The sequence below is a fragment of the Planococcus sp. 1R117A genome, assembly GCF_051417975.1.
GTDB classification, from domain to species: domain Bacteria; phylum Bacillota; class Bacilli; order Bacillales_A; family Planococcaceae; genus Planococcus; species Planococcus shenhongbingii.
This window is the reverse complement of sequence record NZ_JBPRLO010000001.1, coordinates 100,881-126,727: the sequence shown is the minus strand read 5'-3', so window position 1 is coordinate 126,727 and position 25,847 is coordinate 100,881. Positions and strand designations below refer to the sequence as shown.

17 protein-coding genes and 2 pseudogenes are annotated in these 25,847 nt (G+C 43.0%); 16 read left to right on the top strand and 3 right to left on the bottom strand.

Annotated features, from left to right (window positions below; all coding sequences use genetic code 11):
• The first annotated feature begins 10 nt into the window (after positions 1-10).
• The 3 genes from ACSFXN_RS00525 (at position 11) to ACSFXN_RS00515 (ending at position 4,227) form a co-directional block, all read left to right on the top strand.
• On the top strand, positions 11-757 hold the full coding sequence (locus ACSFXN_RS00525; protein ID WP_437148244.1) for an amino acid ABC transporter ATP-binding protein: 747 nt from the start codon (positions 11-13) through the stop codon (positions 755-757).
• Between the two features lie 3 nt (positions 758-760).
• Positions 761-2,101, top strand: a complete 1,341-nt coding sequence (locus tag ACSFXN_RS00520) for an MmgE/PrpD family protein (RefSeq protein ID WP_437148243.1) — start codon at positions 761-763, stop codon at positions 2,099-2,101.
• A 404-nt stretch (positions 2,102-2,505) separates the two neighbouring features.
• Positions 2,506-4,227: a CocE/NonD family hydrolase gene (locus ACSFXN_RS00515; protein ID WP_437148242.1), complete on the top strand. Its 1,722-nt coding sequence runs from the start codon at positions 2,506-2,508 to the stop codon at positions 4,225-4,227.
• Positions 4,228-4,304: 77 nt separating this feature from the next.
• Here the strand turns inward: ACSFXN_RS00515 and ACSFXN_RS00510 are convergent, their stop codons facing one another.
• Positions 4,305-4,715 carry a GlcG/HbpS family heme-binding protein gene (locus ACSFXN_RS00510; protein ID WP_437148241.1) on the bottom strand — a complete coding sequence of 137 codons (411 nt, stop codon included), beginning with the start codon at positions 4,713-4,715 and terminating at the stop codon, positions 4,305-4,307.
• 362 nt (positions 4,716-5,077) lie between these two features.
• Between ACSFXN_RS00510 and ACSFXN_RS00505 the strand changes: the two genes are divergently transcribed.
• The 12 genes and pseudogenes from ACSFXN_RS00505 to ACSFXN_RS00450 all read left to right on the top strand — a co-directional run bounded on the left by ACSFXN_RS00505 (position 5,078) and on the right by ACSFXN_RS00450 (position 22,141).
• A complete protein-coding gene (locus tag ACSFXN_RS00505) occupies positions 5,078-7,690 on the top strand; it encodes a YfhO family protein (RefSeq protein WP_437148240.1) in 2,613 nt (870 codons plus the stop codon).
• Positions 7,691-7,700: 10 nt separating this feature from the next.
• Positions 7,701-8,245, top strand: a pseudogene (locus ACSFXN_RS00500) (glycerol-3-phosphate responsive antiterminator).
• A gap of 211 nt (positions 8,246-8,456) precedes the next feature.
• Positions 8,457-8,980: pseudogene (locus ACSFXN_RS00495) on the top strand (MIP/aquaporin family protein); the annotation flags it as partial.
• Positions 8,981-9,001: 21 nt separating this feature from the next.
• Complete coding sequence (glpK, locus tag ACSFXN_RS00490) at positions 9,002-10,525, top strand: glycerol kinase GlpK (protein ID WP_437148239.1); 1,524 nt, start codon at positions 9,002-9,004, stop codon at positions 10,523-10,525.
• Positions 10,526-10,760: 235 nt separating this feature from the next.
• A complete protein-coding gene (locus ACSFXN_RS00485) occupies positions 10,761-11,111 on the top strand; it encodes an FAD-dependent oxidoreductase (protein WP_437148238.1) in 351 nt (116 codons plus the stop codon).
• Between the two features lie 396 nt (positions 11,112-11,507).
• On the top strand, positions 11,508-12,929 hold the full coding sequence (locus tag ACSFXN_RS00480) for a trypsin-like peptidase domain-containing protein (RefSeq protein ID WP_437148237.1): 1,422 nt from the start codon (positions 11,508-11,510) through the stop codon (positions 12,927-12,929).
• 228 nt (positions 12,930-13,157) lie between these two features.
• Positions 13,158-14,165 (top strand): UDP-glucose 4-epimerase GalE, encoded by a 1,008-nt coding sequence (galE, locus tag ACSFXN_RS00475; protein ID WP_437148236.1) that lies wholly within the window; start codon positions 13,158-13,160, stop codon positions 14,163-14,165.
• A 44-nt stretch (positions 14,166-14,209) separates the two neighbouring features.
• Positions 14,210-15,001, top strand: coding sequence for an ABC transporter permease (locus ACSFXN_RS00470; RefSeq protein ID WP_437148235.1), 792 nt, complete (start codon positions 14,210-14,212; stop codon positions 14,999-15,001).
• 26 nt (positions 15,002-15,027) lie between these two features.
• Positions 15,028-16,659, top strand: coding sequence for an ABC transporter ATP-binding protein (locus ACSFXN_RS00465; protein ID WP_437148234.1), 1,632 nt, complete (start codon positions 15,028-15,030; stop codon positions 16,657-16,659).
• A 31-nt stretch (positions 16,660-16,690) separates the two neighbouring features.
• Positions 16,691-17,854: a glycosyltransferase gene (locus ACSFXN_RS00460; protein WP_437148233.1), complete on the top strand. Its 1,164-nt coding sequence runs from the start codon at positions 16,691-16,693 to the stop codon at positions 17,852-17,854.
• A gap of 1 nt (position 17,855) precedes the next feature.
• Complete coding sequence (locus tag ACSFXN_RS00455) at positions 17,856-20,528, top strand: bifunctional glycosyltransferase/CDP-glycerol:glycerophosphate glycerophosphotransferase (RefSeq protein WP_437148232.1); 2,673 nt, start codon at positions 17,856-17,858, stop codon at positions 20,526-20,528.
• Positions 20,529-20,545: 17 nt separating this feature from the next.
• On the top strand, positions 20,546-22,141 hold the full coding sequence (locus ACSFXN_RS00450; RefSeq protein WP_437148231.1) for a glycosyltransferase family 2 protein: 1,596 nt from the start codon (positions 20,546-20,548) through the stop codon (positions 22,139-22,141).
• Positions 22,142-22,602: 461 nt separating this feature from the next.
• Here ACSFXN_RS00450 and ACSFXN_RS00445 read toward each other — a convergent pair whose 3' ends face one another.
• Together ACSFXN_RS00445 and tagD are read right to left on the bottom strand one after the other, a co-directional pair.
• Complete coding sequence (locus ACSFXN_RS00445; RefSeq protein ID WP_437148230.1) at positions 22,603-23,673, bottom strand: CDP-glycerol glycerophosphotransferase family protein; 1,071 nt, start codon at positions 23,671-23,673, stop codon at positions 22,603-22,605.
• Positions 23,674-23,795: 122 nt separating this feature from the next.
• Entirely contained in the window at positions 23,796-24,188 is a 393-nt protein-coding gene (tagD, locus tag ACSFXN_RS00440; protein ID WP_301854977.1) for a glycerol-3-phosphate cytidylyltransferase, read from the bottom strand.
• Positions 24,189-24,655: 467 nt separating this feature from the next.
• Here tagD and ACSFXN_RS00435 point away from each other — a divergent pair, with 467 nt between their 5' ends.
• The gene (locus ACSFXN_RS00435; protein WP_437149137.1) at positions 24,656-25,777 is read left to right on the top strand and encodes a CDP-glycerol glycerophosphotransferase family protein; all 1,122 of its coding nucleotides are present in this window, start codon (positions 24,656-24,658) and stop codon (positions 25,775-25,777) included.
• The last annotated feature ends 70 nt before the right edge of the window (positions 25,778-25,847 follow it).

Here is a 25,847-nt window from a genome sequence, read left to right as displayed (position 1 = left end):
GAGGGGCAGTATGATTAACGTCCAAAATTTGAAAAAGCAATTCAAAGATCTGGTTGTATTAGATGACATCTCCCTTTCCGTGGAGAAAGGGGAAGTCGTAGCCATTATCGGCCCTTCCGGTTCAGGAAAATCGACTTTTCTGCGCTGCTTGAATTATTTGGAGACACCGGACAAAGGGAAAATCCAAATCGGCGATATGACATTTTATGCTGAAAAACATAATCGACACGATATCAGAGCTTTGCGGCAGCAAACCGCTTTTGTGTTCCAAAATTATAATTTGTTCAAAAACAAAACCGCTTTAGAGAACGTCACGGAATCTCTGAAAGTGACGAAGAAAATGAAAACGCAAGAAGCGGATGCAATCGGCATGGCATTGCTGGAACAAGTGGGTCTAAGCAATAAAGCCCATAATTATCCAGTCACGCTGTCAGGCGGCCAGCAGCAGCGGGTGGGCATTGCGCGGGCGCTGGCGGTTAATCCAGAAGCGTTATTATTTGATGAACCGACTTCAGCACTCGATCCAGAACTGGTGGCTGAAGTGCTGCAAGTGATAAAAAGCATCGCCGAGAAAAAGACGACGATGATTATCGTGACGCACGAAATGCAGTTTGCAAAAGAAGTGGCGGATAAAGTGATATTTATGGCGGACGGCGTAATCGTGGAGCAAGGTACTCCAGCACAAATCTTCGATCATTCGGAAAATCCGAGAACGCGGCAGTTTTTGCAGCAGCTGCAGCCAGCCGCTGAGGTGTAGGCTATGCTCACATTAAAATTGGCAAAGCGCATAAACCATCCACCCGTTTTTTCGGAAAAAGCTTATGCCGAAGCGAGAAGAGGATTAACCGACTTTTTCGCTTCGGCATTTGCGGCTAAAGAAGAGGCGGCGGTGAAAAATATCCTTCAATTAAGGGATGAACCTTCATCTTTTGGCATTCCCGTCATCGGGCAAGGGAAGTCGGCAAATCCTGCACAAGCGGCGCTTTTTAACGGATTTATCGGCCATTTGCTGGATTACGATGACGTTCATGAAGACGTCAGAGGGCATCCAAGTACAGTGCTCGTTCCAGCGCTGCTTTCTGCGCTGAGTTTTGGCCAAGTGGAAGGAAAGCGTTTCTTGGAGGCTTATATTGTCGGAGTCGAGACGATGGCGGTTATTGGAAAAGCCATTGGCCGGGGCCATTACGAGAAAGGCTGGCATAACACTTCCACTCTCGGGGGCATTGCGGCCGCAGCGGCCTGCAGTTACTTGCTTCGTTTTTCAGATCAGACCACCAGCATCGCATTAGGAATGGCGGCTACCCAGTCGAGCGGCTTGCGTGTGCAGTTTGGAACAGAAACGAAACCGCTTCACGCAGGTCTAGCCGCTCAAGCTGGATACCAGGCAGCCGCATTCGCTAAAGCGGGAGTCACTGGCTCAACAGATGCTTTAGGCGGCCCGAGCGGATTTTTCTCGGTGTATGGCAATGGCGTTGAAGAAATTGAAAAAGAGCTGCCATCATTCGGCGAAGAATGGAAAATTGTTTCTCCCGGCATGTGGTTCAAGCAGTATCCGTTTTGTTCGGCTGCTCATCAAGGAGCTGACGCCATCAAAGCAATACTCACAGAAAATCCTTTTTCGCTGGATGAAGTCGAGCACATTACCGTCACTTTTCCGCCGGGCGGAGATGCAGCACTCGTGCATCAGCAGCCGGCAACAGGCGAAGAAGGGCGTTTCAGCATTGAATATGTGATCGCTTTAGCCATCGACGGCCAGTCATTGGAACCGGAAAACTTCTCCTTCCAGCCGATTGATCCGAAGCATCTGGTGTTTTTGGAGCGGATATCAAGAAAGAATAGCGCAGAGTTTAAGGCATCAGCACAAGCAGTGCCGAAAGGAAGATTTACACACCTGGACTGTGTCCTAAAGTCAGGGGAACAATTATCGAAGCAAGTCGACTCGCCGAAAGGAGCGCCTAACGCGCCTTTATCGGATGATGAACTGGCGGAAAAATTAAAATTGTCCACACCGGATGGTGATGGAAACTTACAGGCAGCTATCGATGAGCTGCTCGCAGCAGAAACGATGGAACATCTGCTGGGGTCTTTAAATACTCGTTAACTAAAACAGCCGGGTTCTTCGTTTATACTGAAGAATCTGGCTGTTTTAATTGTGCGATGTTAAAGGGTGCCATCCCTTTTTTACTGATTGTATTAAAAAAGCTGGGAAGGGGAAATTGCACCGATGCCCAGCATCAGCGCAATTCCCAAACAATTTAACTGCAATTGCGAAAGCTCCATCTGTCAGCAGAAATGCTGGCAGATGGAGTTTTTTATATTGTTGCAAATCCACATAGCTCTTATGCATTTGACAGATGGAATGTTGAACTTTAGAATTGTTGTAATATATTAATTGAATATTCAATTAATTATGAATAAATCAACGGAAATTGACGTGATAATGAAGCAACCTGAAACTTATCATTCATAAGAAAGAAGGGGATGCAGTTGGGGAAGCAACGCTTAATGAATATGTTGTTAAGTACTGGGCTCGTATTGTCGATGATCAGTTCGGGTTTCTCTCCATCTGTTTATTCAGAGAAAAATACCTGGAAGCAAGATGAATCATCTGTAAAAGGATTGGGCACTGAAAACCGGAGTTGGGTAAACGACAAAGAAACCTTAAACTCTGCACGCTATGCTGTGGAAGTACGGGAAAACGTTGAAGTCGAAGTACGGGATGGTACGGTTATCAGGGGCCGCTTGCTGCTGCCAAAAGGGTTAAGTAAGGCGCTTTCGACAATTGTCCAGCTCAATGGATATGGGCACGGAACATTCGGCAATTCTTCTGAAAGGAAGCTAATAGATTTTGCGGAGCGGGGGTACGCTGTTTTGCATGTCAGCATGAGAGGAGCCGGAACTTCGGCAGGTGAAGCCGGGCTATACAATTTTTATGGGAAGGATGGCTATGACGTCATTGAATGGGCAGCGGATCAGCCGTGGAGCAATGGCAATGTCGGTACAACAGGTCTTTCGTTGCGTGGAATCAGTCAGTGGCTGGCAGCGAAGGAATTGCCTCCGAGCTTAAAAGCGATCAGCCCGGTAATCGCTTGCGCCAATTGCTATGACACGCTTTGGCATCCGGGGGGCATGGAATCAGGCCCTGGACGCAAAGCACGCGGTTCTGAATATGAGGCGGCAAAAGAGCATCACAATTTTGATGAGTGGTGGCAGGAACGTTCTGTTTCTGCAAAACAGCTGGAAGCAATAGCGGACAGCGGAGTAGCTGCTTTGATTTCCGGAGGATGGAATGACTACATCAGTCCCGGGAATATTAAAGCATTTGAACTGTACAGCGCTGCAGGCGGTATTAGTAAGCTGATTGTGTCTCAAGGGGCCCACTCGTATTTATCGGGAGTCATGCCTTATGAATTTGATGATTATGAAACGCTGTGGTTCGACCGTTATTTGAAAGGCGAGGACAATGGCGTCCAAGAAAGAGATCCGGTATTGATTTATGTGCAAGGAGCGAACCAATGGCGCTATGAAACTTCTTGGCCACTCGCCGATACGAACTATGTCGATTTGTTCTTCAGCGATGAAAGGAGTGAATCGGTTAATAGCATCAATGACGGTTCTTTTACAGCAAAAGCATCGAATAAAAAAAGTTCCAGCACCACTTATAGCTACTCACCGGAGGAAGGGCCGTTCCTGCCTTCGCTTTTGAATTCAGCAGGGCGTTTACCGGTTGACCTGTTGCCTTATGAAGAAGAAACCGTGACATGGACAACCGGTACTTTGAATGTACCTACGGAAGTGACTGGAAACATGTCGGCGACTTTCTGGGCAGAGGTGGACGCGGAAGATGCAGACTTTATTGTCCAAGTCTCCGATGTGGCGCAAGACGGCACATCAAAACAAGTGGCTACCGGCTATTTGAACTCTTCTCGGGAAAAGTCAAAAACTACGCCGATGCCATTGATGCCTAATGAAGTGAAGGAATTTACTGTTGAGATTTTGCCGACGTCGTATGTCTTTAAAAAAGGCCATCGTATCCGCCTCAGCATTGCCGGTGGTGAAAAAGCGACAGAAGGACAGCCGAGGCCTCAAGGACCTGGCCTTAACCCGATCGCTTCAACCGTTAAAATTTATCAGGATGCCGAACATCCGTCCAGCTTCAGATTGCCGCTTATTGGAGTAAGCGGCTTGATGACAACAAAAGCCAACAGCCGCTCCCTAAATCCGTAGATTCTTGGGAGCGGCTGTTTTTTGTTTAATCTAAATCAATGAATTTGCAAAGGTCTTGCGTATACAGGAAAAAGCGCTTAGAGGTTTTCGAAAGCCTTTACAGCTGCTTCCGCTACTTTCACATCATGTTCTACAGAGCTTCCGCTTGCGCCTACAGCTCCAATCACTTTGCCGTCTTTCAGCAAAGGAATGCCGCCGCCGAAAATAACGAGGCGTCCGCTATTGGTTGTGTTCAAGCCGTAAAGTTCCGCATTCGGAATTGTCGCTGCTTCCAAATTGCTGGTCGGCATTTTCAATGCGACAGAAGTCCAGGCTTTGTTTTGGGCGATGTCAATGCTGGCTAGCCAAGCATCGTCCATACGGTGGACTGCGACCATGTTGCCGCCATCATCCACTACGGAAATGACCATCGCTACTCCCAGGTTTGCCGCTTCTTGTTCAGCCGCCTCGATCAGTTTTTTCGCTGTTTCCAATGTTAGCTTCTCCATGTAAACCGCTCCTTTTGTCTTCATTATTTTTTTACTTTGTCAAACTCCAAATGAAAAAGCCATCTTAGCTTTCGATGACCCCATTCATTCTAACATACCTGACATAAAGAAATGGCTGGCTGGCTCGCCTCTCTAGATATCCAACTGATAGATTTCAGTTGAATTAATAAGGTTTTGATGTTCCGAAGGGAGGGGATAGTAAAGATAACTATTGCCCGGATGATGTTCAAGGGAACAGAACCCGCGTACCAGTGTTTGCTGACTGATACGCGGGTTTTTGTATACCAATAATGAGTAAATGAAGATATCAGCTGTACAATTTTCAAAGTGTTAAAGCCTTTCTCCCTGGAGTGGTGGTATTGATGACAAAGCAAAAAGGAACTCGTATGAAAAACTGGCTTTCTATTCTTTTATTGCTGCTTGTTGCCGTGTCTTTTCATTGGCTGTTCTTGGTTGAAGATTATAATTTAGCCGTCAATCTGGATGCCATCAATCAGTTTGCTTTTTTTTATCCCCATCTGGTGGAGTCGTTTGCGGCCGGTAATTTTTTCTGGTCTTGGTCTTATGGACTCGGGGGCGATCTGCTCGGGGAGTTTGCTTATTATTACACGACGAGCCCATTGTTTTATCTAGTAGTGCTGGCGGAAAAGATTTTTGATTTTGAATGGAGCATTCTCGGAACAGTCGATTTTAAGATGTATTTGTCCGTCTTGAAGTCGTTTTTGGCGATGCTCGGAATGTATTTGCTCGTTCGATATGAGAAGTTCGAAATATGGAAAGCGCTTGTTTCTGCATTGGTTTACGGCAGCTCGATTATTTTCTTTGCCCATGCCGCGCTGATCGATTATATGACTGAAGCCTTTCTCTATGTGCCGTTGACAATTTTCGGTTTATTGTATTATCACCGAACCGGCAAATCGCGATATTTCATACTCGGGATTTTCTTATCGGTCTTTAGTAATTTTTATCTCGGATTTATCAACAGCATATTTTATGGCCTCGCAGCTATTGTATTGACGCCGGTAAAATCAAAGTCAATCGTCAAAACTTATGCACCGTTCCTTCTCCATTACGCCATCGGCTTGGGTCTGGCATTTGTCGGCTTCTTGCCGGCCATCCTATCTGTCTATTATTCCGACCGGTTGGCCATCAAACCGGAAATTCCGCTGTTTTTTGGTGCGGACTGGTTTTTCAGCTTGCCGGAACAAGTCTGGGGCCATATCGGGGGATTGGGATTTCCTTTCCTTACGCTTATTGCCGTTCTAGTGATTTTTCTTCCGAAGGACACCCCGACAAAACGAAAATCCATTTTGGCATTATTGTTATTTGTTTTTTATTTCATTCCTTATATGTACAGTGTTTTTAATGGGTTTTCACATATCCAGTACCGCTGGTTCCACATCTTGAATTTTGCGGTGGCGTTTGCGCTGCCAAATTGGTTGACGGTAGCAATGAAAGCGAGAAAACGATTATTGTTTTTTGTTTTTATTGCTGCCGGCCTATTTGTTGGGGCACTTTACACAAAAGCAGAACGGACGGGAAACGTGGTCGATCTGTTCGACATCGCCGTGGCAGGATTCGGCATTCTGTCATTGATCTTGTTTTATCTGATGAGCCGCTGGAAAAGGAAATCTTGGCTTGCCGGCCTGATTGTTCTAGCTGTGGCGGGGAATGGCGTTGTCAATGTAATCGGCTACACAGATAGGGGAATCGTAAAAAGGTTTGGAGCAAGCAATTTAACCGATGAATATTTTAGCCAGCCTTCTCTGGATCATCCCGAAGAAAAGGAAATTTTCTCGAAGTTGGTTCCGGAGCAAGATGAATTTTACCGGACTTTCTATTTGAACGAGGATCGCTTGAATCATGCAATGCTCTACGGCTACTATGGAACGAATGCCTATAATAGTGTTTTGAAGAAAAACCTGCATACATTTGTGAAAAAAGATTATAATGTCAGGCAGTTCAATCCGCTAAGAAACGGTGTGGTGGTGTCAACATACTCACTTTTCGACGGCCGTTGGGCATTGGAAACAGGGCTCGGTTTGAAATACCAGATATTGTCGAAACAGGCAAGGGCTCCATTCGGCTATGAAAAAATAGAAGAGACGGCAACCTACGATGTTTACGAGAACCCCTCAGCTGTGGGACTGGATATGTGGTATACCGACACGATTTCCGAATCAGAATGGGCAAAGCTGAATGTGGCACAGCGTGATGCCCTATTCTTAAATAACCTAGTCGTGCCGGATGAATATGCACAGGGGACCAATGATGGCTGGAAAGAACATTTGCCTGAAGAAATTGATGCGGATGCTGAAAAGTTCATCTATGAAAATGCTTCAATGGAAAATGGCGTATTAATTGTCAATCAAGGCGGGAAAGTTATTTTACCGATTGAGCAGCACAAGGAACCAGGAGAATATATGGTTTACTTCGACATCAAGCCTGCAGAAGACCAAGCGATGACGATAACAGTCAACGGCAAGGAAGTGCTGAAGCGGGAGTCCAGCTATATCTACAGTTATAGCAATGAAGGCTATTTGTTCCGGCTGAACGGGGAGGCAGAGCAAATAGAAATCGGTCTGTCGCCGGGAAAATATAATTTGGCCGATGTGCAGGTGTACTGGAACTCCTATGAAGAATTCCGGGAGCAAGCTGAGCAGCGTGAAACTCACAGCTTGGGAAATCTGCATGTTGGCAGCAACCGGATTTCAGGGGAGTTTTCCACCGGGCAGCAAGGAATTTTGTTTTTGTCGATTCCTTTCAGTGAGCAGTGGAAACTGGAAGTAAACGGAAAAGAAACGGAGCTTCTGGAAGTTCAAGGAGCTTTCAGCGGCGTCCCACTGGAACCAGGCGATTACCAGATTGAATTGTCCTATATCACTCCAGGATTTTACTGGGGACTGCTCGTAACCGCTCTTTCAGCGCTGGCTGCTTTACTGCTTTACCTTAATGGGAGAAGGAAAGTGGAATAAGGTGCGAGTTATTTCCGATTTAAAAGGCGTTTTGCCGGTTTTACGGAATATGAAAGAATTTGAACGGCTGCTGAGCAGCGAGCATGAGTACATCATCTTTCTAGAAGTTCGTTTGTCGCAGCTGAAAGCCCTTGTGCAAGCAGCAAAAAAAGCGAAAAAGAAAGTTGTTCTGCATATCGATTTGATCCAAGGGTTGAAGGCTGATGCCTTCGGTATTGAATACTTGGTGCGGGAAGTCAAATCCGATGGCATTGTGTCGACACGGAGCAATGTCTCGCACTGGCAAAGAAAAACAAGCTGATGACCATCCAGCGTCTGTTTTTGCTAGACAGCCATACGCTTGAACATAATATTAAACTGATCAACCAAGTCGAACCGGATTATTTTGAAATCCTGCCGGGAATCATTGCATCGGTCATTGAAGAAGTCCATGAACAGATCGGAATCCCGTTCATTGCAGGCGGGCTGATCCGGACGGAAAAAAATATTCTGCTCGCCTACGAAGGCGGAGCGGTAGCTATTTCCACTTCGCAAGCAGAGCTATGGGAACGTTAAAGAAAAGGAAAGCTGTTTGATAGCGCTTTCAAAAACTGATAGCTTAGTAATTAACAAGTTAAGAACTGTGTAGGAGAATCGGAGACCCACACTGAATTGAGTACTTCTAAAACTGGAAGTGCACTCGTTCAGCGTGGGTTTTTTGTTTTTTCAAAAATCAGCTCTTGCACAATCAACTGAAGGGATTTATGAAATGACAGAATTTCTGACAGAATTGATTGGTACCATGATCGGGGCTATCATTGTCTTTTTCAATTACTGGCCCCATTGGGAACGCAAAAAAGACTGGGGGGTAAAACTTAGCGTGTTCGCGACAATTCCAGCAGTCCGCAAACCTTTCTCCAACCTGGTTTCTGAAACCATTGGAACAGCAGTGCTTGTCATGGGGCTTTAATTTATCGGAGCGAATGACTTCATGGAGGGCTTGAATCCACTCATCGTCGGTGCATAGATCGTCGCTATCGGGATGTCGCTTGGCGGAACGACGGGATATGCCATCAACCTGGCACGTGATTTGGGGCCAAGAATCGCTCATGCGTTATTGCCGATACCCGGCAAAGGCGGTTCGGCGGAATCGACGAAGCGGGTTTTTATAAAGCGATGTTCAGCGGTGCATATGGAGTGCCGTTCTGGGTATTAAGTTCGGCTCTTGCACTGGTGTTATTCGGAGCGTCAAGTGTAGAATTAAGAAAAGGCAGGAAAGCAGAAAAATTAGAAGAAAATACCGTATCGTAATCAGCAGAGGGGGAAAGCAGTATGAGTAAAGATTATATTTTATCCATTGATCAAGGGACGACAAGTTCGCGGGCGATGTTATTTAACCACAAAGGGGAAGTGGTGGAAACCGCTCAGCAGGAGTTTGAGCAATTCTTTCCGAAACCGGGCTGGGTGGAACACGATGCCAATGAAATCTGGACATCGGTTCTGGCCTGTATTGCAGGGGTGTTAAGAAAAGCGGATATTGAACCTGATCAGATTGCAGGAATTGGCATCACCAATCAGCGGGAAACAACCGTTGTGTGGGACCGCAATACCGGCAAGCCGATTTACCGGGCGATTGTCTGGCAGTCCCGCCAAACAGACGGCATCTGCAAGGAATTGAAAGAACAAGGCCATAGTGAGCTGTTCACAAAGAAAACAGGTCTGCTGATCGATGCTTACTTTTCTGGCACGAAAGTGAAATGGATCTTAGACAATGTCGAAGGTGCACGCGAAAAAGCGGATAACGGCGATTTGATGTTTGGCACGATCGATACTTGGCTGGTCTATAAATTGTCTGGCGGCCAAAAACACGTCACCGATTACAGCAACGCATCACGCACGTTAATGTACAATATTTACGACCTCGAGTGGGACGAGGAACTGTTGGAGATTCTGACAGTGCCAAAAAGCATGCTTCCGAAAGTACGGCAGTCTTCTGAAATCTATGCCCACACGATCAATTATCATTTCTTCGGACACGAAGTGCCCATTGCAGGAATTGCCGGGGACCAGCAGGCAGCTTTGTTCGGGCAGGCTTGTTTTGAAAAAGGCATGGCAAAAAATACGTATGGCACCGGATGCTTTATGCTGATGAATACCGGTGAACAAGGAGTGGTATCGGAGCACGGCTTATTGACAACGCTTGCTTGGGGAGTAGACGGCAAGGTGGAATACGCCATTGAAGGCAGCATTTTTGTTGCCGGATCCGCTATCCAGTGGCTTCGCGACGGTCTGCAAATCATCGACCATGCTCCGGACAGCGAAGCATTGGCTGCTTCTGTCGAATCCACCGATGGGGTTTACATGGTGCCTGCGTTTGTCGGACTTGGAACGCCTTACTGGGATACCGATGCAAGAGGTGCGATTTTCGGCTTGACGCGCGGCACGACAAAAGCGCATCTGGTCCGGGCAACGCTTGAATCGCTCGCTTACCAGACAAAAGACGTCGTGGATGTCATGATTAAAGAAGCAGGCACTGAACTTAAAACCTTGCGGGTTGACGGGAGAGCCGTCAGCAATGATTTGTTGATGCAGTTCCAGAGCGATATTCTGAATGTACAAGTGGAACGCCCGATGATTCAGGAAACAACAGCACTCGGTGCCGCATATCTGGCTGGGCTTGCAGTCGGTTTCTGGAAAGACAAAGAAGAGATTGCCCAGCAGTGGAAAATTGATAAAACATTTACCAGCACAATGCCTGCTGAAAAAAGTGAAGAGCTTTATGAAGGCTGGCATAATGCAGTAGCTGCCACAAGATCGTTCAAAAAAGGGGAACCGAAATCTAAAGTAAATTCTTGATTAAAGATAGTTTTTTGAGTTATAGAAGCACTTATGCTTTTCAAATTGTCCAGCGCTTGTCAGGGTTACATTGGCACCTGCGCTTTTCAAATTAAAAGTTAATATACAGTCTGAGAACCCGAGAGACGAAGCCAATTTTGCAGAAGAAATTCTGCAGTTGCAGCTTCGTCTCTTTTTATTGGGGATTAATGGACTTTATGTTGAGTACATCAAACCGTAAAGGAGCAAATCATCTATGAAATTTTCTAGTTTACAGCGTTCAGAAACAATCAACGAAATGAAGAACATACGTCTCGACTTTTTAATAATCGGCGGCGGCATTAAAGGAGCCGGCATTCCCTTAGAGCGTCAGCAAAAGGCATGCGGGCAGCTGTCGTGGAAATGCAGGATTTCGGCGGCAGGAACTAGCAGCCGTTCGACAAAACTGGTTCACGGCGGGCTTCGCTACCCGTCTAACAGGCGTTTTGTTCTTCAATATCGACTGGGTTTATGCCAACAAAGCCATCGCTTTTATGGCGAAAACGTTCGGCTGGACAGAAAAACAGCTACAGTGTTACACAGAAGCACTGGACGTTTTATTATATGAAGCGACTCATCCTGTTGAAACCAGTGCCCAAACATATTAATGAAGCTCTCCGGCATAAAGGGTTACTAGATGGCGAAATGCTAAAAGAAAAGAGACTGTAGAGAACCTGAGCATTCACTGGTTTTCTGCAGTTTCTTCTGTGGTGTGTAACTTTATCCATTAATTAACTTTTTTTGAGTTAAATTTAATCTCTAACATACTGCTTGAAAATAAAGCTGACGGATGAAATATGGTATACTAAATACAATATTTGGATGAAATAAATTTAAAAAATAGATTTATTACAAAATAAACGACTTTATTACAAACTGAAACTCTTGTTAGTTGTTTGGCGTCAATGGGTTATAATGAAAGCAATTAAAGCGGATATCTACTATCCGTTAGGAGGAAATTATCATGTTATGTAAGAATTGCGGACAAGAGAACGAATCGAATGCAAACTTCTGTAAATCTTGCGGGTATTCGCTAACAAATAAAAGAGGAAAAAAACAAAAAGGAAAAAATTGGATTTACGCTTTGGTTTTGCTATTTGGAATAGGCGGCGCAGGATTTGGCGTGTCGCAAATGATGGAGGAACCACCTCAGCAGTCTGCCCCAACAGAAGATTTATCCGATGCAGAAGAACAGGCAGAGCCGGAAAAGCAGGAAGAGCCTAAAACGGAAGAAGCCGTAAAAGTAGAAGAACCGGAAGAACCGGCTAAACCGGAGGGTAATACTGAAGGAACCGTCACAAAAGTGGAAGATATTGTTCCACCTTCCGAACAGCCGGAAAAAGTGGAACCGAAAAAGAAAGATAAACCGGCAGTCATCAAAGAAACACAGCAGAAAGTCTATACTATTTTGACAGAAGGCGGGCAAGGATCCGGTTTTCTTTTCCATAATGCTGGAATGGTCGCAACTAACGCTCATGTGGTAGCAGGATATACTGATGTTGTCGTACGCAATATCAACGGGCAGGATCAGCCAGGCACAGTAATCGGGATTTCCGATGAGTCTGATATCGCGTTGATCAAAGTCGAAGCGTTTGCTGGCATCGATCCTCTTGTAAGTGAAATGAATCCGACAGATGTTGGAACAGAAGTGATTGCGCTGGGCAGCCCGTCCGGTTTTGAAAATACTGCTTCAATCGGTTATTTAACCGGTATTGACCGCGATTTTGAACAAGAATTTATTTATGAAGATATATATCAAATTGACGCGGCCATTGCACCAGGTTCAAGCGGGGGGCCACTCGTTGATGCGGGTACTGGAAAAGTAATTGGCATTAACTCTCTGGTCATGGAAGAAGGCGATTCAATCGGCTTTTCAATTCCCATGTATTCAATGCATGGCATGCTGACGGAATGGGTCAATAATCCGATGTCTGCAGAAGAAGTCACTGCAAAGTTTCATGTCTATGACGATTTCACTGATTATGAAGATGAGAACTATGAATTCGATCCTGATTTGGAATTGAAGTTTGAGGAATCAAGCCTAAGCGAATTTGTCGGCGATTTCCGTTATTATTACGAAACGGCATTAGCAGAAGAAGACTTTTTCTATGTCCAGAATTTGCTGGTATATGAAAGTGAAATTTACAATGGCATACTTGAGTACATTAACGATATTACAGGCAAAGGAATGGAATTCAATTTCACTAAATTAGATATCACCGGCACCGAGATCTTTGAAGACCACGCACTTGTCCATACGGAAGAAGCGTTTGACTTTAAAAATGCGGCAGGCGAATGGTCAGTGGAAGAGCGCAATAAAACTTATACAATTGTGATGGACGAAAATGGATTCTATTATATTTCGGACATCGTCAACAATGAATAAGGTGGAGAACCTTATTAAATAAATTCTTTTAACTGCCCTGCAAATCAATTGATTTGCAGGGCAGTTTTTTTATTGAAATATAAGCTTAATATCATAAATGTTAATAATTTAAATAGAGGAAAGGAAATCTAGGTATGTCAAATAGGATATCTTATCGTATAATTGAGAAAGAAAATGGAATGTTATAAAAAATCTAAATTTTTAAAAAACGGAAAATGAGGGATTCCTATGAAAATTCTTGTGACGGGCGGAGCTGGATATATCGGAAGCCATGCTTCTGTAGAATTATTGGAAAATGGATATGAGATTGTGGTTCTCGATAATTTGTCAAACAGCCGAATCGAGTCAATTGAACGAGTTAAAGAACTGACTGGAAAAGATTTTCCCTTTTATGAAGCAGACCTGCTGGATGCAGGGGCGGTGGATGCAATTTTTGCCGACAATAAAATCGATGCCGTCATGCATTTCGCCGGCCTTAAAGCTGTTGGCGAATCTGTAGACATACCACTTGCCTACTATCATAATAATATTACTGGTACATTGATTTTGTGTGAAGTGATGAAAAAACATAAAGTCAAAAAATTTGTCTTTAGTTCATCAGCTACCGTCTACGGTAATCCGGAACGGGTGCCGATAGATGAGTCCTTTCCTTTATCGGTAGCAAATCCATACGGCCGGACCAAATTGATAATCGAAGAAATTCTCCGCGATATATATAGGTCCGATCCTTCATGGCGCATTGCGATTTTGCGTTATTTCAATCCTATCGGCGCACATGAAAGTGGCAGAATCGGTGAAAATCCTACAGGAATCCCGAATAATTTGATGCCTTATATCACGCAAGTTGCAGTAGGCAAGAGGGAACAGCTTCAAGTATTCGGAAATGATTATAATACACACGATGGAACAGGCGTCCGTGATTACATCCACGTAGTGGATTTAGTGAAAGGACATATAAAAGCCCTGCAATACTTGGAAGACAATGAAGGCATTGAAACCTTCAATCTGGGAACCGGCACGGGGTACAGTGTGCTGGATCTAGTCAATAGCTTCGGGGAAGCCACTTCAAGAAACGTTCCGTACCAGATTGTTGGCCGCCGCCCAGGTGATATCGGAATTTGTTATGCAAATCCGGAGAAAGCAAAAACAATGCTGGGGTGGCAAGCTGAAAAAGATTTAATAGAGATGTGCAAAGATTCATGGAACTGGCAATCGCAAAATCCAGATGGATTTTAATGGATTGCTGGCCATATTCTATCGTGTATTAAAGGAGAAAGCCTATGTTCGATATATACAAGGAAATGTGGAATCGCCGAAAAATGATCCATTCCCTTTCCTTACAGGAAATTAAACGAGAGTATGCGGGTACATTATTAGGCTTTATCTGGGGACTTGTTAATCCGTTAATGCGCATCGCCGTCTTTTGGTTCGTTTTCAGCGTCGGGGCAAGAGCTGGCGGCCCAGTAAACGGGGCACCTTATTTTGCCTGGCTCGCCATCGGGATGGTCGCATGGTTTTTACTGAATGATGGATTCCGGCTGACACAGAAATCATTTCGCAGCAAAAGGTCGATCATCAAAAATACGCCTTTTCCGATTGCCATTTTGCCGGCTGTCCAAATTCTGTATTCCTATTATATCCACTTGATTCTGCTAGCCGTGATTTTTATCGGAATGGCTCTGACATTGCAGACAGTGTCGATTTATAATCTGCAGCTGCTTTACTACGATTTTGCGGCGCTTATGCTTCTTTTAGGCATTGGCTCGGTGACTGCTCCATTGGTGGCTGTAAGCAAGGATTTCGGCCGCTTTTTGGACACGATATTGGTCTTCCTTTTCTGGATGACTCCTATTTTCTGGTCTGCGGAAAATTTAGGAGTGCTGGAAAGAGTCATTAAACTCAATCCATTCCATTATATTGTCCAAGGCTACCGTGATTCCTTTTTCTATGGCGTCGGTTTTTGGGACCAGCCGGTTTACACGCTGTATTTTTGGGTCTTGGTTCTGGCCTTCTTTTTATTAGGGAATTATCTTCATAAACGGATGAAACCGATATTCCTTGATACGTTATAACTTTCACTTGTGAAAGGCGGGTTGAAATGGACATAGCTGTAAGTGTCAAAAATTTAACGAAAAAATATAGTCTCTATAAAGATCCATGGGGACCCATCAAAGAAGTGCTTACCCGGAAAAAGTTCCATAAGGATTTCTATGCGCTGCGTGATGTATCACTGGATTTTCCTCGCGGAGAGTCTATCGGGATATTGGGGAAGAACGGCTCAGGTAAGTCGACTTTGCTGAAAGTGATTGCCGGCATCACGGAACCGACAAGTGGAGCGGTGGATGTCCACGGTTCCATCGTTTTTCTGGATGTCAGCTCAGGCATCGATTCGGAGTTGAGCGGATACGATAATATCTTTATGAAAGGCACGTTGCTGGGCTATACCAAAGAGGAAATGCTGGGGAAAGCTGATGATATTATCGAGTTTTCGGAACTGGGCGAATTTATCGGCCAGCCCGTCAAAAATTACTCGTCGGGGATGAAATCGAAGCTTGGCTTTGCCATATCTGTCAATGTCGATCCGGATATTCTCATTGTCGATGAAGCGCTGGCAGTCGGAGATTCGGTGTTCCGAAAGAAATGCATGGACAAAATGAATGAATTTAAAGAACAAGGAAAAACGATTATTTTTGTCAGCCATGACAATAATGCAGTAGAGTCGTTTTGTTCAAAAGCGGCATGGATCCATCAAGGGGAAATGATTACGTACGGGGACTCGAAATTTGTAGGATCGTTGTATGAAGATTTTATGAGTGGAAGAAAGCCGATTGAATCGGTCCTTGCTGAAATCGAGTACAAGCATTCAATTGAACAAGTCGTTTTCGGAACAACGGATAAAGGTTTTACTATCGAATTGCAAGGCTATTTGCATGACCATAACCAGCAGGAAGTCTCTGAACAATTCGACTTGGCGGTTCGAGACATCCGAACCGGCGAAACTGCTGTGAAATCACTTTCGAAAAATGAAAATGGGTTCTTTGTTGAGCTCAGTTCAAAAGAATTCCCGATGTTCTTCAAACCAGGAAAATTCTCTTTCAATGCACGGTACCACGATGACAGTGGAGAACCGGTCGAATTTTCATTATGGGCTGGCAAAGCGGATATTCGTGAACACACTGATGGAGAAATCAACCGTTTCCAATATAAATTTGATACCCAGAAAAACGCCCTTGAATTGGCAATTGAAAACCGGGAGAAACTCGAACAGCAAGTAAACAAAATCTGGTTTGATGACCAAACTGTCTTCATCGAAGGCGTCGCATTTGTCCGGGGGTACGAAACGAGAACTCAGGATGCAGCCGGTATGGTTTTTTATTTAACCAACCTGGAAAATTTTGAGCGCATTGCTTTTCCGGCTGTCCTTAGTGAAACGGAAGAAATTACAGAAAACCCAGCATACAATCCACAAGGAAAAGTATATAACTTCTCTCAGTTCAATGTTGCCATAAATCTGGCACAGCTCGAAAAAGGCTCTTATGAAAGCCATTTGACTTATCGGATGAACGAAGAACCGGGCAATGAACTGGTCAATCTGGTGTGGGCGTCAAAACAGCCGGCATATCCTGCTGAACCATACCTTATGGATGGGCAATCCATTGAGATTAAAACGGCAACAAAATACCTTCGGTTAGAGAAAAAGGACCGCCAATTACAAGAAGCTATTCAATAGAACCAATAATATGTTCTTAAGGAGTAAATTCATGGATAGTAAGAATATTGTTTTTCTGATAAATGAATACAATAACCATGGAGGCGCACAAAGGGTCGCCTCTATTTTAACTGAAGAATTTTTGGCGGATTCCCATAACGTGGCCATTTTAAGCATAAACGAGCAAAAGAATGTACCCAGTTATTTTTCAGAAGAAGTGCCGGTAAAAGTGCTGCATCCGGAAGGATATCGAGCACCTCTTCCTATTGAACTATCTTCAAACTTGAAGGCTTTTAAACTGAGAAAAGTTCTGAAAGAATTAAAGCGCCGGTACCTCTTAAAGAAAAAAAGAAATGAGGTAATGCGCTTTTTCGAATCGTATGGAAGCGAAGAAGTATTTGTTGTAGTCATTCAAGTCTATGGAATGCAATGGATTCAACCTCTCCTCTATAAACGGAATGTGAAAATTATCGGCCAAAGCCATGAGAGTGTTGCGGCATCCAAAGGCTCACACCGGTATAAGAGAATATTGAGTCATTACCGCCAAGTGTCCAAGTTTTTATTGTTGACTGAGAAAGACGCGGACTACTTTCAAAAAATTGGCTTCACCAATACAGGCGTTATGTATAATCCCGCGCCATTCCGCCAATTTAACGCTCCGGAAGTTTTATATAGCAACAAGAAAATCATCTCTTCAGGAAGGCTTATAGAAGATAAAGGCTTTGATGTTTTGATTGAAGCTTTTAGTGTTGCAGCCAAGGATATGCCAGGTTGGACTCTCCATATTTACGGTGACGGACCGGAGGAAAAATCATTGAAAAGTTTGATCCGGATATTCGGCATGGAAGAACGCATTTTCCTTGAAGGGCAAACAGAGGATATTCAATCTGCATTGGCGGCTTCAAGTTTTTTTGTATTGACCTCAAAAGCGGAAGGCTTGCCGATGTCCTTGATCGAAGCTCAATCATGCGGATTGCCATGTATTTCTACTGACTGCGCACCGGGCATCCGTGAAATTGTAACTGAATACGAAGATGGATATATCACTCCTGTTGGAGATATTCCACTCCTCGCGCGCCAGATTAAGCGTCTTGCAAATAGTCCTGAAACATTCTTGGAGTTTAGTGAAAATTCTTTTATGAACAGTTTGAAGTTCGAAAAAAAGCTTATAAAAAATCAGTGGTATAAGCTTTTTGAAGAATTGGGAGGTCAGTAAAGTGGTCAATATCCTACAAAAAATCAAACAGCCAAAACTCTCAGTAGTTGTAATTGCCTTTAATAATGAATTGTATATAGAAGAAGCATTGGATTCTATAAATGAACAAACGTTTCAAGATTTAGAAGTCGTAGTAGTAAATGATTTCTCCACAGATCGAACAGGAGAATTGATTGACCGCTATATTGAAGACAAGCCAAAGTTTAGAGCTATCCATCTTGCCGAAAATAGTGGAGGATGCAGTACTCCCCGCAATACGGGCATTGAAAACACCACAGGCGAATATGTGATGTTTTTAGACGGAGATGACTGGTACACGATCACGGCTTGTGAAAAGATGGTTGAAGCCATCGGTCGGACCAAGTCCGACTTTGTAGCAGGACAAGCTATCCGCACCAATAATTATGAAGTTTGGTATTATAATCAAATTTATTCAAAAGAACGAATTAACATAAATATCCGGGAGTTCACGATGCTGTTATTCGACAGCATGTCAACCAATAAGATATACAATCGAATTTTCTTAAAAAAGCACAATTTGCGATTTCCGGAAGGCATCCATTATGAAGATGTCCTTTTTACAGGCCAAGCTTACTTTTTAGCTGATTCGGTAAGCATTATCCCAGAGCCGATTTATTATTGGCGTGTTGTGGAGAACGCGGCTGTGAAATCAATTTCCAATCGCCGTTTTGAATTTGAGAACTTTGAAAACAGAATTATTTCCCACCGCTATTATGATAATTTCCTTAAAGAAATAGATGCTCAACAATACCAAGGGTTCAAGAATAATCGGTTTTTGCGACATGATTTAAAATTGTATACCAATGACTATTTGTTATTTGATGAAGATTACAAAGTTAGATTCCATCAGCTGATTTATGAATACTTGCACGAAGTTATGGATGAATATGCGTTTATCCGATTAAATGAACGGGATCGTATTCTCTACTACTTACTGTATATTGGCGATAAAGAAGCATTTGATGATTATATTGCATATATCAACGAGTTGCCGACGAAAAACAACCGCATCTATAATAAAGGCAAATCATATTATTTTGCCGCTACCGTTCCAGGAAAAAATGATGAGAAATTCTTAGGAATCCAACGTCCGGAAATCCAATATGCGATATTTGATGTACATCTGGACTATGAACGGTTTTCTTTTAACGCCGAAGTGGAAGTGAATTCAATTGATCCTTTGGAAATCAAAGATTATTGGATGTTGAGAAACAGACAGACGGGAGCGCTTCTCGCTTCAGAAAAATCGGCGAAAGGAATTGTACAGTTCAATGTAAGAGAAATGACAGCTGGAAATTATTATTTGTCGTTATATGTAAAACATGGAGGCAATATTCATAAAGAACTTGTGAAGAATACCAGTGTGGCCGAATTGCCTAATATTGAAGTGAAAGATGACAATCTGGCGAAAGGTATTTTTATCAACCAGAAGAATTCTTTTTCTATTCGTGTATTGCCTGTTAAAACTTGGGATATGCTGAAATGGAAAGTATCCCAAAGCAAACTTATCCCGTCTAAAGAAAAATCAGAAAGAAAAAGGATTGTATACCAAAATCTAGTGAAAAAATTTATTCCCAAACTTCCTGTCCGTTCTCAATGGGTGCTTTTTGAAAGCCATATGGGCAAGCAGTATAGCGATAGCCCAAAATACCTGTATGAGCACTTATTAAAAAGCGGCCGTAAGTACAAATATATCTGGTCTTTTCAAGATCCAGACCAAGTAGAAGTGCCTGGACCAGCTATCAAAGTGAAGCGAAACAGTCTGAAGCATTTTTACTACTTAAACCGTGCGAAATACTGGGTGGATAATCAAGGAATTGCCCGGTTGGCAAATAAAAAAGAAAATCAGGTTTATATTCAGACATGGCATGGCACTCCTTTGAAAAAGATGGGATATGACCAGAAGAAAACTCCGAATAAAAATGAGTTGGCGGGTCTGAAGTTTCAAACAGAAGCTTGGGATTACTTGATTTCGCCGAATCGCTACACCAGTGAAATCTTGCGCAGAGGCTTCCGCTATGGCGGAGAAATCCTTGAAACCGGATACCCGAGAAACGATCTTTTAATCCATCAGCCTGAAACTGTCAAACAAAAAGCCCAACAACATTTTGGATTGTCCTCGGATCACAACGTGATTCTTTTTGCGCCCACCTTCCGGGACTGGGATCCGAATTCTTTTCAGCGGGTTCTCGATGATGTCCAAAAGATGAGCAGGGAAATTGAGGGAAACTCGATCATATTGCTGCGTCTGCATTATCTGTTGTCGGAGAAGATTTCTCAATTGGAACTTCCCGGGAATATCATCAATGCATCAAATTACCAGGATATCCAAGAACTCTATTTGCTGGCAGATTTATTGGTTACCGATTATTCGTCGGTCATGTTTGACTATGCTCTGCTGAAGCGCCCGATTATTTTATACTGCTACGACCTCGAAGAATATATTACACGTCGTGGAATGTATTTCGATTTCTCAAAACTTGCTCCGGGGCCAGTATGCCAGACGCTTGGAGAAGTCCTGTATTTAATAAATCATCAAGATGAGCTGCGTAGTTTCGATGCGGCTTTGGACAGGTTTGTTGCAGAGTTCGGAAGCATCGAAGATGGACAAGCTTCTGCAAAAGTGGTTGAGAAAGTTTTCAACCATAAATGACAAAAAGAGTTGCTAAAATGGCAGCTCTTTTTGTTTCTATTATGGGAGGAGGAGTGAGAACTGTGCAGGAACTTGTTTCTATAGTTATTCCTGTTTTTAATGCTGTTCCTTATCTTGAGGAATGCTTGGCTTCCGCAGCAGGGCAAACTTATCAACCTCTCGAAATCATCGTCATCAACGATGGTTCAACTGATAGCAGCGAAGATTTAATGAATAAATTCGCTGTTTCTGATAAGCGCTTTAAAATCTATAGCCAGAAAAACCACGGACTCGGTTATACACGTAACCGAGGAATCAGTTTAAGTGCGGGAGAGTATATTTTCTTCTTGGATGCTGATGATGTCCTGCCTAAAAATTCCATTGCTCTGCTTGCCTCAGCCATACGGAAAAACACTGCTGATTATTCTGTTGGAAAAGTACTGCGCTTTAATGAAAATCGCATGTATGTACCTATCCGCCACTTGGAGTTTGATTTGTACAAAAAGCCGGGACTGACTACACTTTTGAACAGTCCGGAACTGCTGCAGGATTCAATCGCCTGCAATAAATTATGGAGAACAGATTTTCTTAAGGGAAACAGTCTTTGCTTTAAAGAAGGCCAGTATTATGAGGATTTGGCTTTGACTATGAAAGCGGCTGTTTTAGCGGAGAAAATTGCAGTGATAGATGAAGTGGTGTATCACTGGCGTGTCCGGGATGCCGAAGACAAGCCTTCCATTACCCAGCAGCAGATGAAGCTCGAGAACACGCTGCACCGCCTCGAGGCGCTTGCTGAAAACCGCCAATGGCTAATCAATCATCATATTGAAAAAAGAATCATCGAAGAACACGATTTGAAAAGCTTGCTTGATGTTATGCGGCTGCATGCTGTTAAATTCACATTGATTGATCCGACGGAAAAGGAGGAGTGGAACCAGCAGACTTCTTCTTTTTTACGAGCCATTCCAACGGAAACTGCAATAAAATTGCCGGAAAAAGAAAGGGCAATGTATGGCCTCTTGATGGAAGGGAATACAGAAGACCTTTTTCTGTTTTCGCAAATGCTGATGGATACGGAAGAGCAACCGATTGTCACACAAGAACAAGACCGTTTTGTATTAAAAGGCTTTCGACAGGATATTGAGGTAACTCCTTTTTTAAAGCCGGAGATGATTGTTGAGCGTATAGAGAAAATGGAAGCTAAATGGCGATTGGAAGGAAAGTTGAGAATTCCAAAAGCATCCTATCCGGTGAATGGCGCATTCTACCTGATTGATAGAAAAAGTGGACAGGAAAAGGTTTTGACACCTCTCCAGTTAACACAGGCAGAGACATCTTCTTGTTATCCATTCGAAGAGCAAGTTTTTACGGCAGTGATCGATTCCAAACAGTTTGAAAAAGAGCATCAAGAAGCTGCGTATGACTTCTATTACAGGCTAGAAGCATTTCCAAAATCGCCGCCGGCCAGAGTCCGGGCGCTTCCCAAGGCGTTTAAAACTGCAGAAGCATTTAAGAAAGGAAATTATACATTGTCCCTTTACCGGACTAATTATGGCAATCTGAGTATGCAGATTCGCAAAAAAAGTGTGAAGGATTATGTGAAAAAGGCTTTGGCGCCTTTATGGAAGAAATGAATACAAGCTCAACAATTCTTTTACCCGGAATTGTTGAGCTTGTAGACAAAAGAATATTTATCACTCCAACGGAATCAGCCTACAGCTTTTACAGGCACGATGCCGGATCCTGCGCTCCAGCCGGACGCTTTCCGCGGGCTCGCGCCGAACTAACTCGGCCTAACGTCCGAGTGGATTTCGGCACTTCGCTATCCCGCAGGAAGCGAATTGTGCAAAAGTAATTTTGCACGATTCGTTTGCGACGAAGCTAGCGAAGCGATGCAGGAGCACAGTGTTTGCCCTCGCCGGCTTGCGCTCCGGATCCTGGAACAGGCTGGAAATCCAAGCGTCCACGATGAGCAAATTCTGCAGTGAAAGCAGCGTGTTGACATCGTCGCCATGTTTCAAAGTAGCCGGTCCGGTTGTTTTTATTCATCCAAATTCATCCATCATTCACTTTGTCTACAGTCTGAACAATTCCTCTACCAGGGATTGTTTTTTTCTTTTGTCTCCAAGTCTTTTTCATCATAAATAGCCTGAACCAATTGGCGGGTAGATTGGCCGGTGGAGAAGGTGTTCCAATGATTGCTGAACCGGTCAATTTTGCCGTAATCGACTTCAGAAGCTAAAATATGCTGAATAAGCTGTGCAGTCGTCTTCACAATCGGACCCGGGAAATGTGAACTTTCTTCAGTCCACAATCCTTGAGTGTCGTTATAAGTTTCCAAATCATATGTAAAGAAAATCATTTTTTTACGCAGCAAGGAAAACTCAACAGGTATCGAGGAATAGTCCGTGATTAATATATCACTTGCTATTAACAACTCATTAATATGCGGGTAATTGCTGACTGAGATGACTTTAGGATCTTCAGGCAGCTGCGAGCTACCTTGCACAGATGGATGCAGCCGAATCAGCAGCACGTACTCTTCTCCAAGTTTTTCAAGCATTTCCGCTATATTCAGCTTTAACTCCATTTTAGAAAGTCCATCTTTACGGAAAGTAGGAGCATATAATATTACATTTTTGCCTTCAATGGCTGGGTATGTTCGTTTTACTTTTATCATGCCGTTCGCTCTAGCGGCCGCATCAAAATAAAAGTCCGTTTGGGGCACCCCGGTGTACAAAAAGCGGTTAGAGTCGAGATGAAAAGATTCCGCAAAGATGTTGGCCATTTGTTGGGAACCGACCGGAATGTAGTGGAACTGGTCATAGACTTTTTGGAACCTGGACTGTGCGCGGTTGTTTCTCAAACTGGTTTCCGGATCGCACCAGCCAAATTTTTTGACGGCGCCTGCAGCATGCCAAAGCTGTACGCATTTTACTTCTTTTCGAAAACGTATAACAGATAAGATTCCTAAATAATTATCAATGAAAACATATTTAGAAGTAGCCAAATGATAAGCGGAAAATAAAGTGTGCAAAATATTAATAGTTTCGAAAGTATATATTTTTTTATTGGTCGTGTTGATTTTTGTGAAATCTATTTTGCAGCGGGAATGATTGGCAAAGATGAGTTGATGAGTTTGAAACTGCGCCAGCTCCTTAGCCATGAAAAAAGCATTGTCTCCAAAAGAAGAAAGGAAGAGGGTTTTGTTTTTCAGTGGAAACCAGCTAAAAAAGGCAAAGAGAGCTTTAAACAAGAAAAGATATAAAGAAATAATGCCTTCTTTCATCATTGCTTGTTATAAAGATCGGTTTTTATTTTTGTTGTTGAAACGCCCTCGGTGCGAGGCAAGTAAATCACGTCGCAAAACTCACTTAAATCATCGAATTTCCCTTCCCAATCTGAACCCATAACGAAAATTTCTACATTATGGGTCTTAATGTCGTCTACTTTCTGGCCCCAATTTTTTTCAGGAATCACCTCGTCGACGTATTTAATCGCTTCTAATATCAACTTCCTTTCTTCATATGAATGGTATGCGCCTTTTCCTTTAATCGCATTAAATTCATCAGTAGAGAGGCCGACAACTAAATAGTCACCAAGCTCTTTTGCTTTTTTTAGGATATTTATATGCCCATGGTGAATTAAATCAAATGTCCCGTACGTAATCACTTTTTTCATCTATAACACTGCCTTTCCTTTTTAAGCGTTTTATCTCCATTTGATTGCATATTGCTGTAGAAATTATGTTACTCTGGGCATTATTTAAGAAGCTTTAATACTTCTGATTTATTTACAATTGTTTAGAATATTTAGATTTTAAAATAAAGCTGATTTAAACATAGCAGAAAAATCAGAAATGTTCCATAATGATTTATAAATCTATTTCCTGATGTATAAAGAGAAGTTCAATCACCAGAGGTTCTTTATCTTCACTGATTGTGAGTCCAACCGAACGGACTTTTACAGACAGTGGATTTCCTGCTTAAATCAGCAAGAATCTTATTGCCTGTTTAGACAAGCTGGCCAAAGGGGAGGGGAAAGAGGCAATGAAACTTAAACTGATTTTCAAACATTTTTTAGAAAGGGTAAACTCTCTTAAGAAATCCAGAGTGTTTCTCATTGCCTTTCGCTTAATTTTTATTTTAATGGGCTTCTTGCCTCGAAAAAGAAAACTGGTCATATTTGAAAGTTTCCATGCCAGGCAATACAGTGACAATCCCCGCGCCATTTATGAGTATATGAAAGAGCATTATCCAGCCTATCAGCTGCTGTGGAGTGTCGATCGGAGGGCCATACAGTTGTTCGACCAATTTCAAGTGCCTTATATCCGCCGGTTTACACTGCGCTGGTTTTTAACTTTTCCTCGAGCGAAATATTGGGTTAATAATGTCCGGTTGCCAGGCTGGATGCCTAAGCCTCCTGGCACGGTATATGTTCAGACATGGCACGGGACGCCACTGAAAAAACTTGGAATTGATATTGATCAAGTACATATGCCTGGAACTAATACCGAGAATTACAAAAAAAACTTTGTCAGCGAGTCAGCAAAGTGGGATTACCTAGTGTCGCCCAATGCTTATTCAACCGAAATTTTCAAACGTTCTTTTGATTATCGTGGCAAAGTTATTGAATCGGGTTATCCAAGAAATGATGTATTGGCTAATCCGTCGCCAACTGTAACCAGTGCCATCAAACAGGAAATAGGCATTCCGGAAGATAAAAAAGTCATGCTGTATGCGCCAACCTGGCGCGATAATGAGTTTTTTGAAAAAGGAAAGTACAAATTCGAATTCCAGTTTGATTTAAAAAGATGGAAAGAGAAATACGGAGATGAATGGGTGCTATTGTCCCGGATGCATTATCTGGTGGCTGAGCGATTTGATTTTTCTGCTCATAAAGGAATTGTCTTCAATGTATCGGATTATCCAGATATCCGGGATTTATATTTGATTTCGGATTTGCTGGTTACGGATTATTCATCGGTCTTCTTCGACTATGCTATTTTAAATCGACCAATTGTTTTCTTTATGTATGATTTGGAGGAATACCGCGATCAGCTTCGGGGCTTTTATTTTGATATTGAGACTGATGCGCCCGGTCCTATTGTACAAACTGAAGCTGAGTTGTTTCGGGAAATCGGCGGAATAATGGAGTCGTATACACCAAAAAACTCTAAAATTATGACCTTTAAACAAAAGTTTTCTTCATTAGAAGACGGCCGCGCAACAGAACGTGTGGTAAAAACATTTCTTAAGGCAAAAAAATAATTGATAAAAGAAGCCATCGAAAATCGCTGATTCTCGATGGCTTCTTCATATGGCTGGAATTATGCTGTAT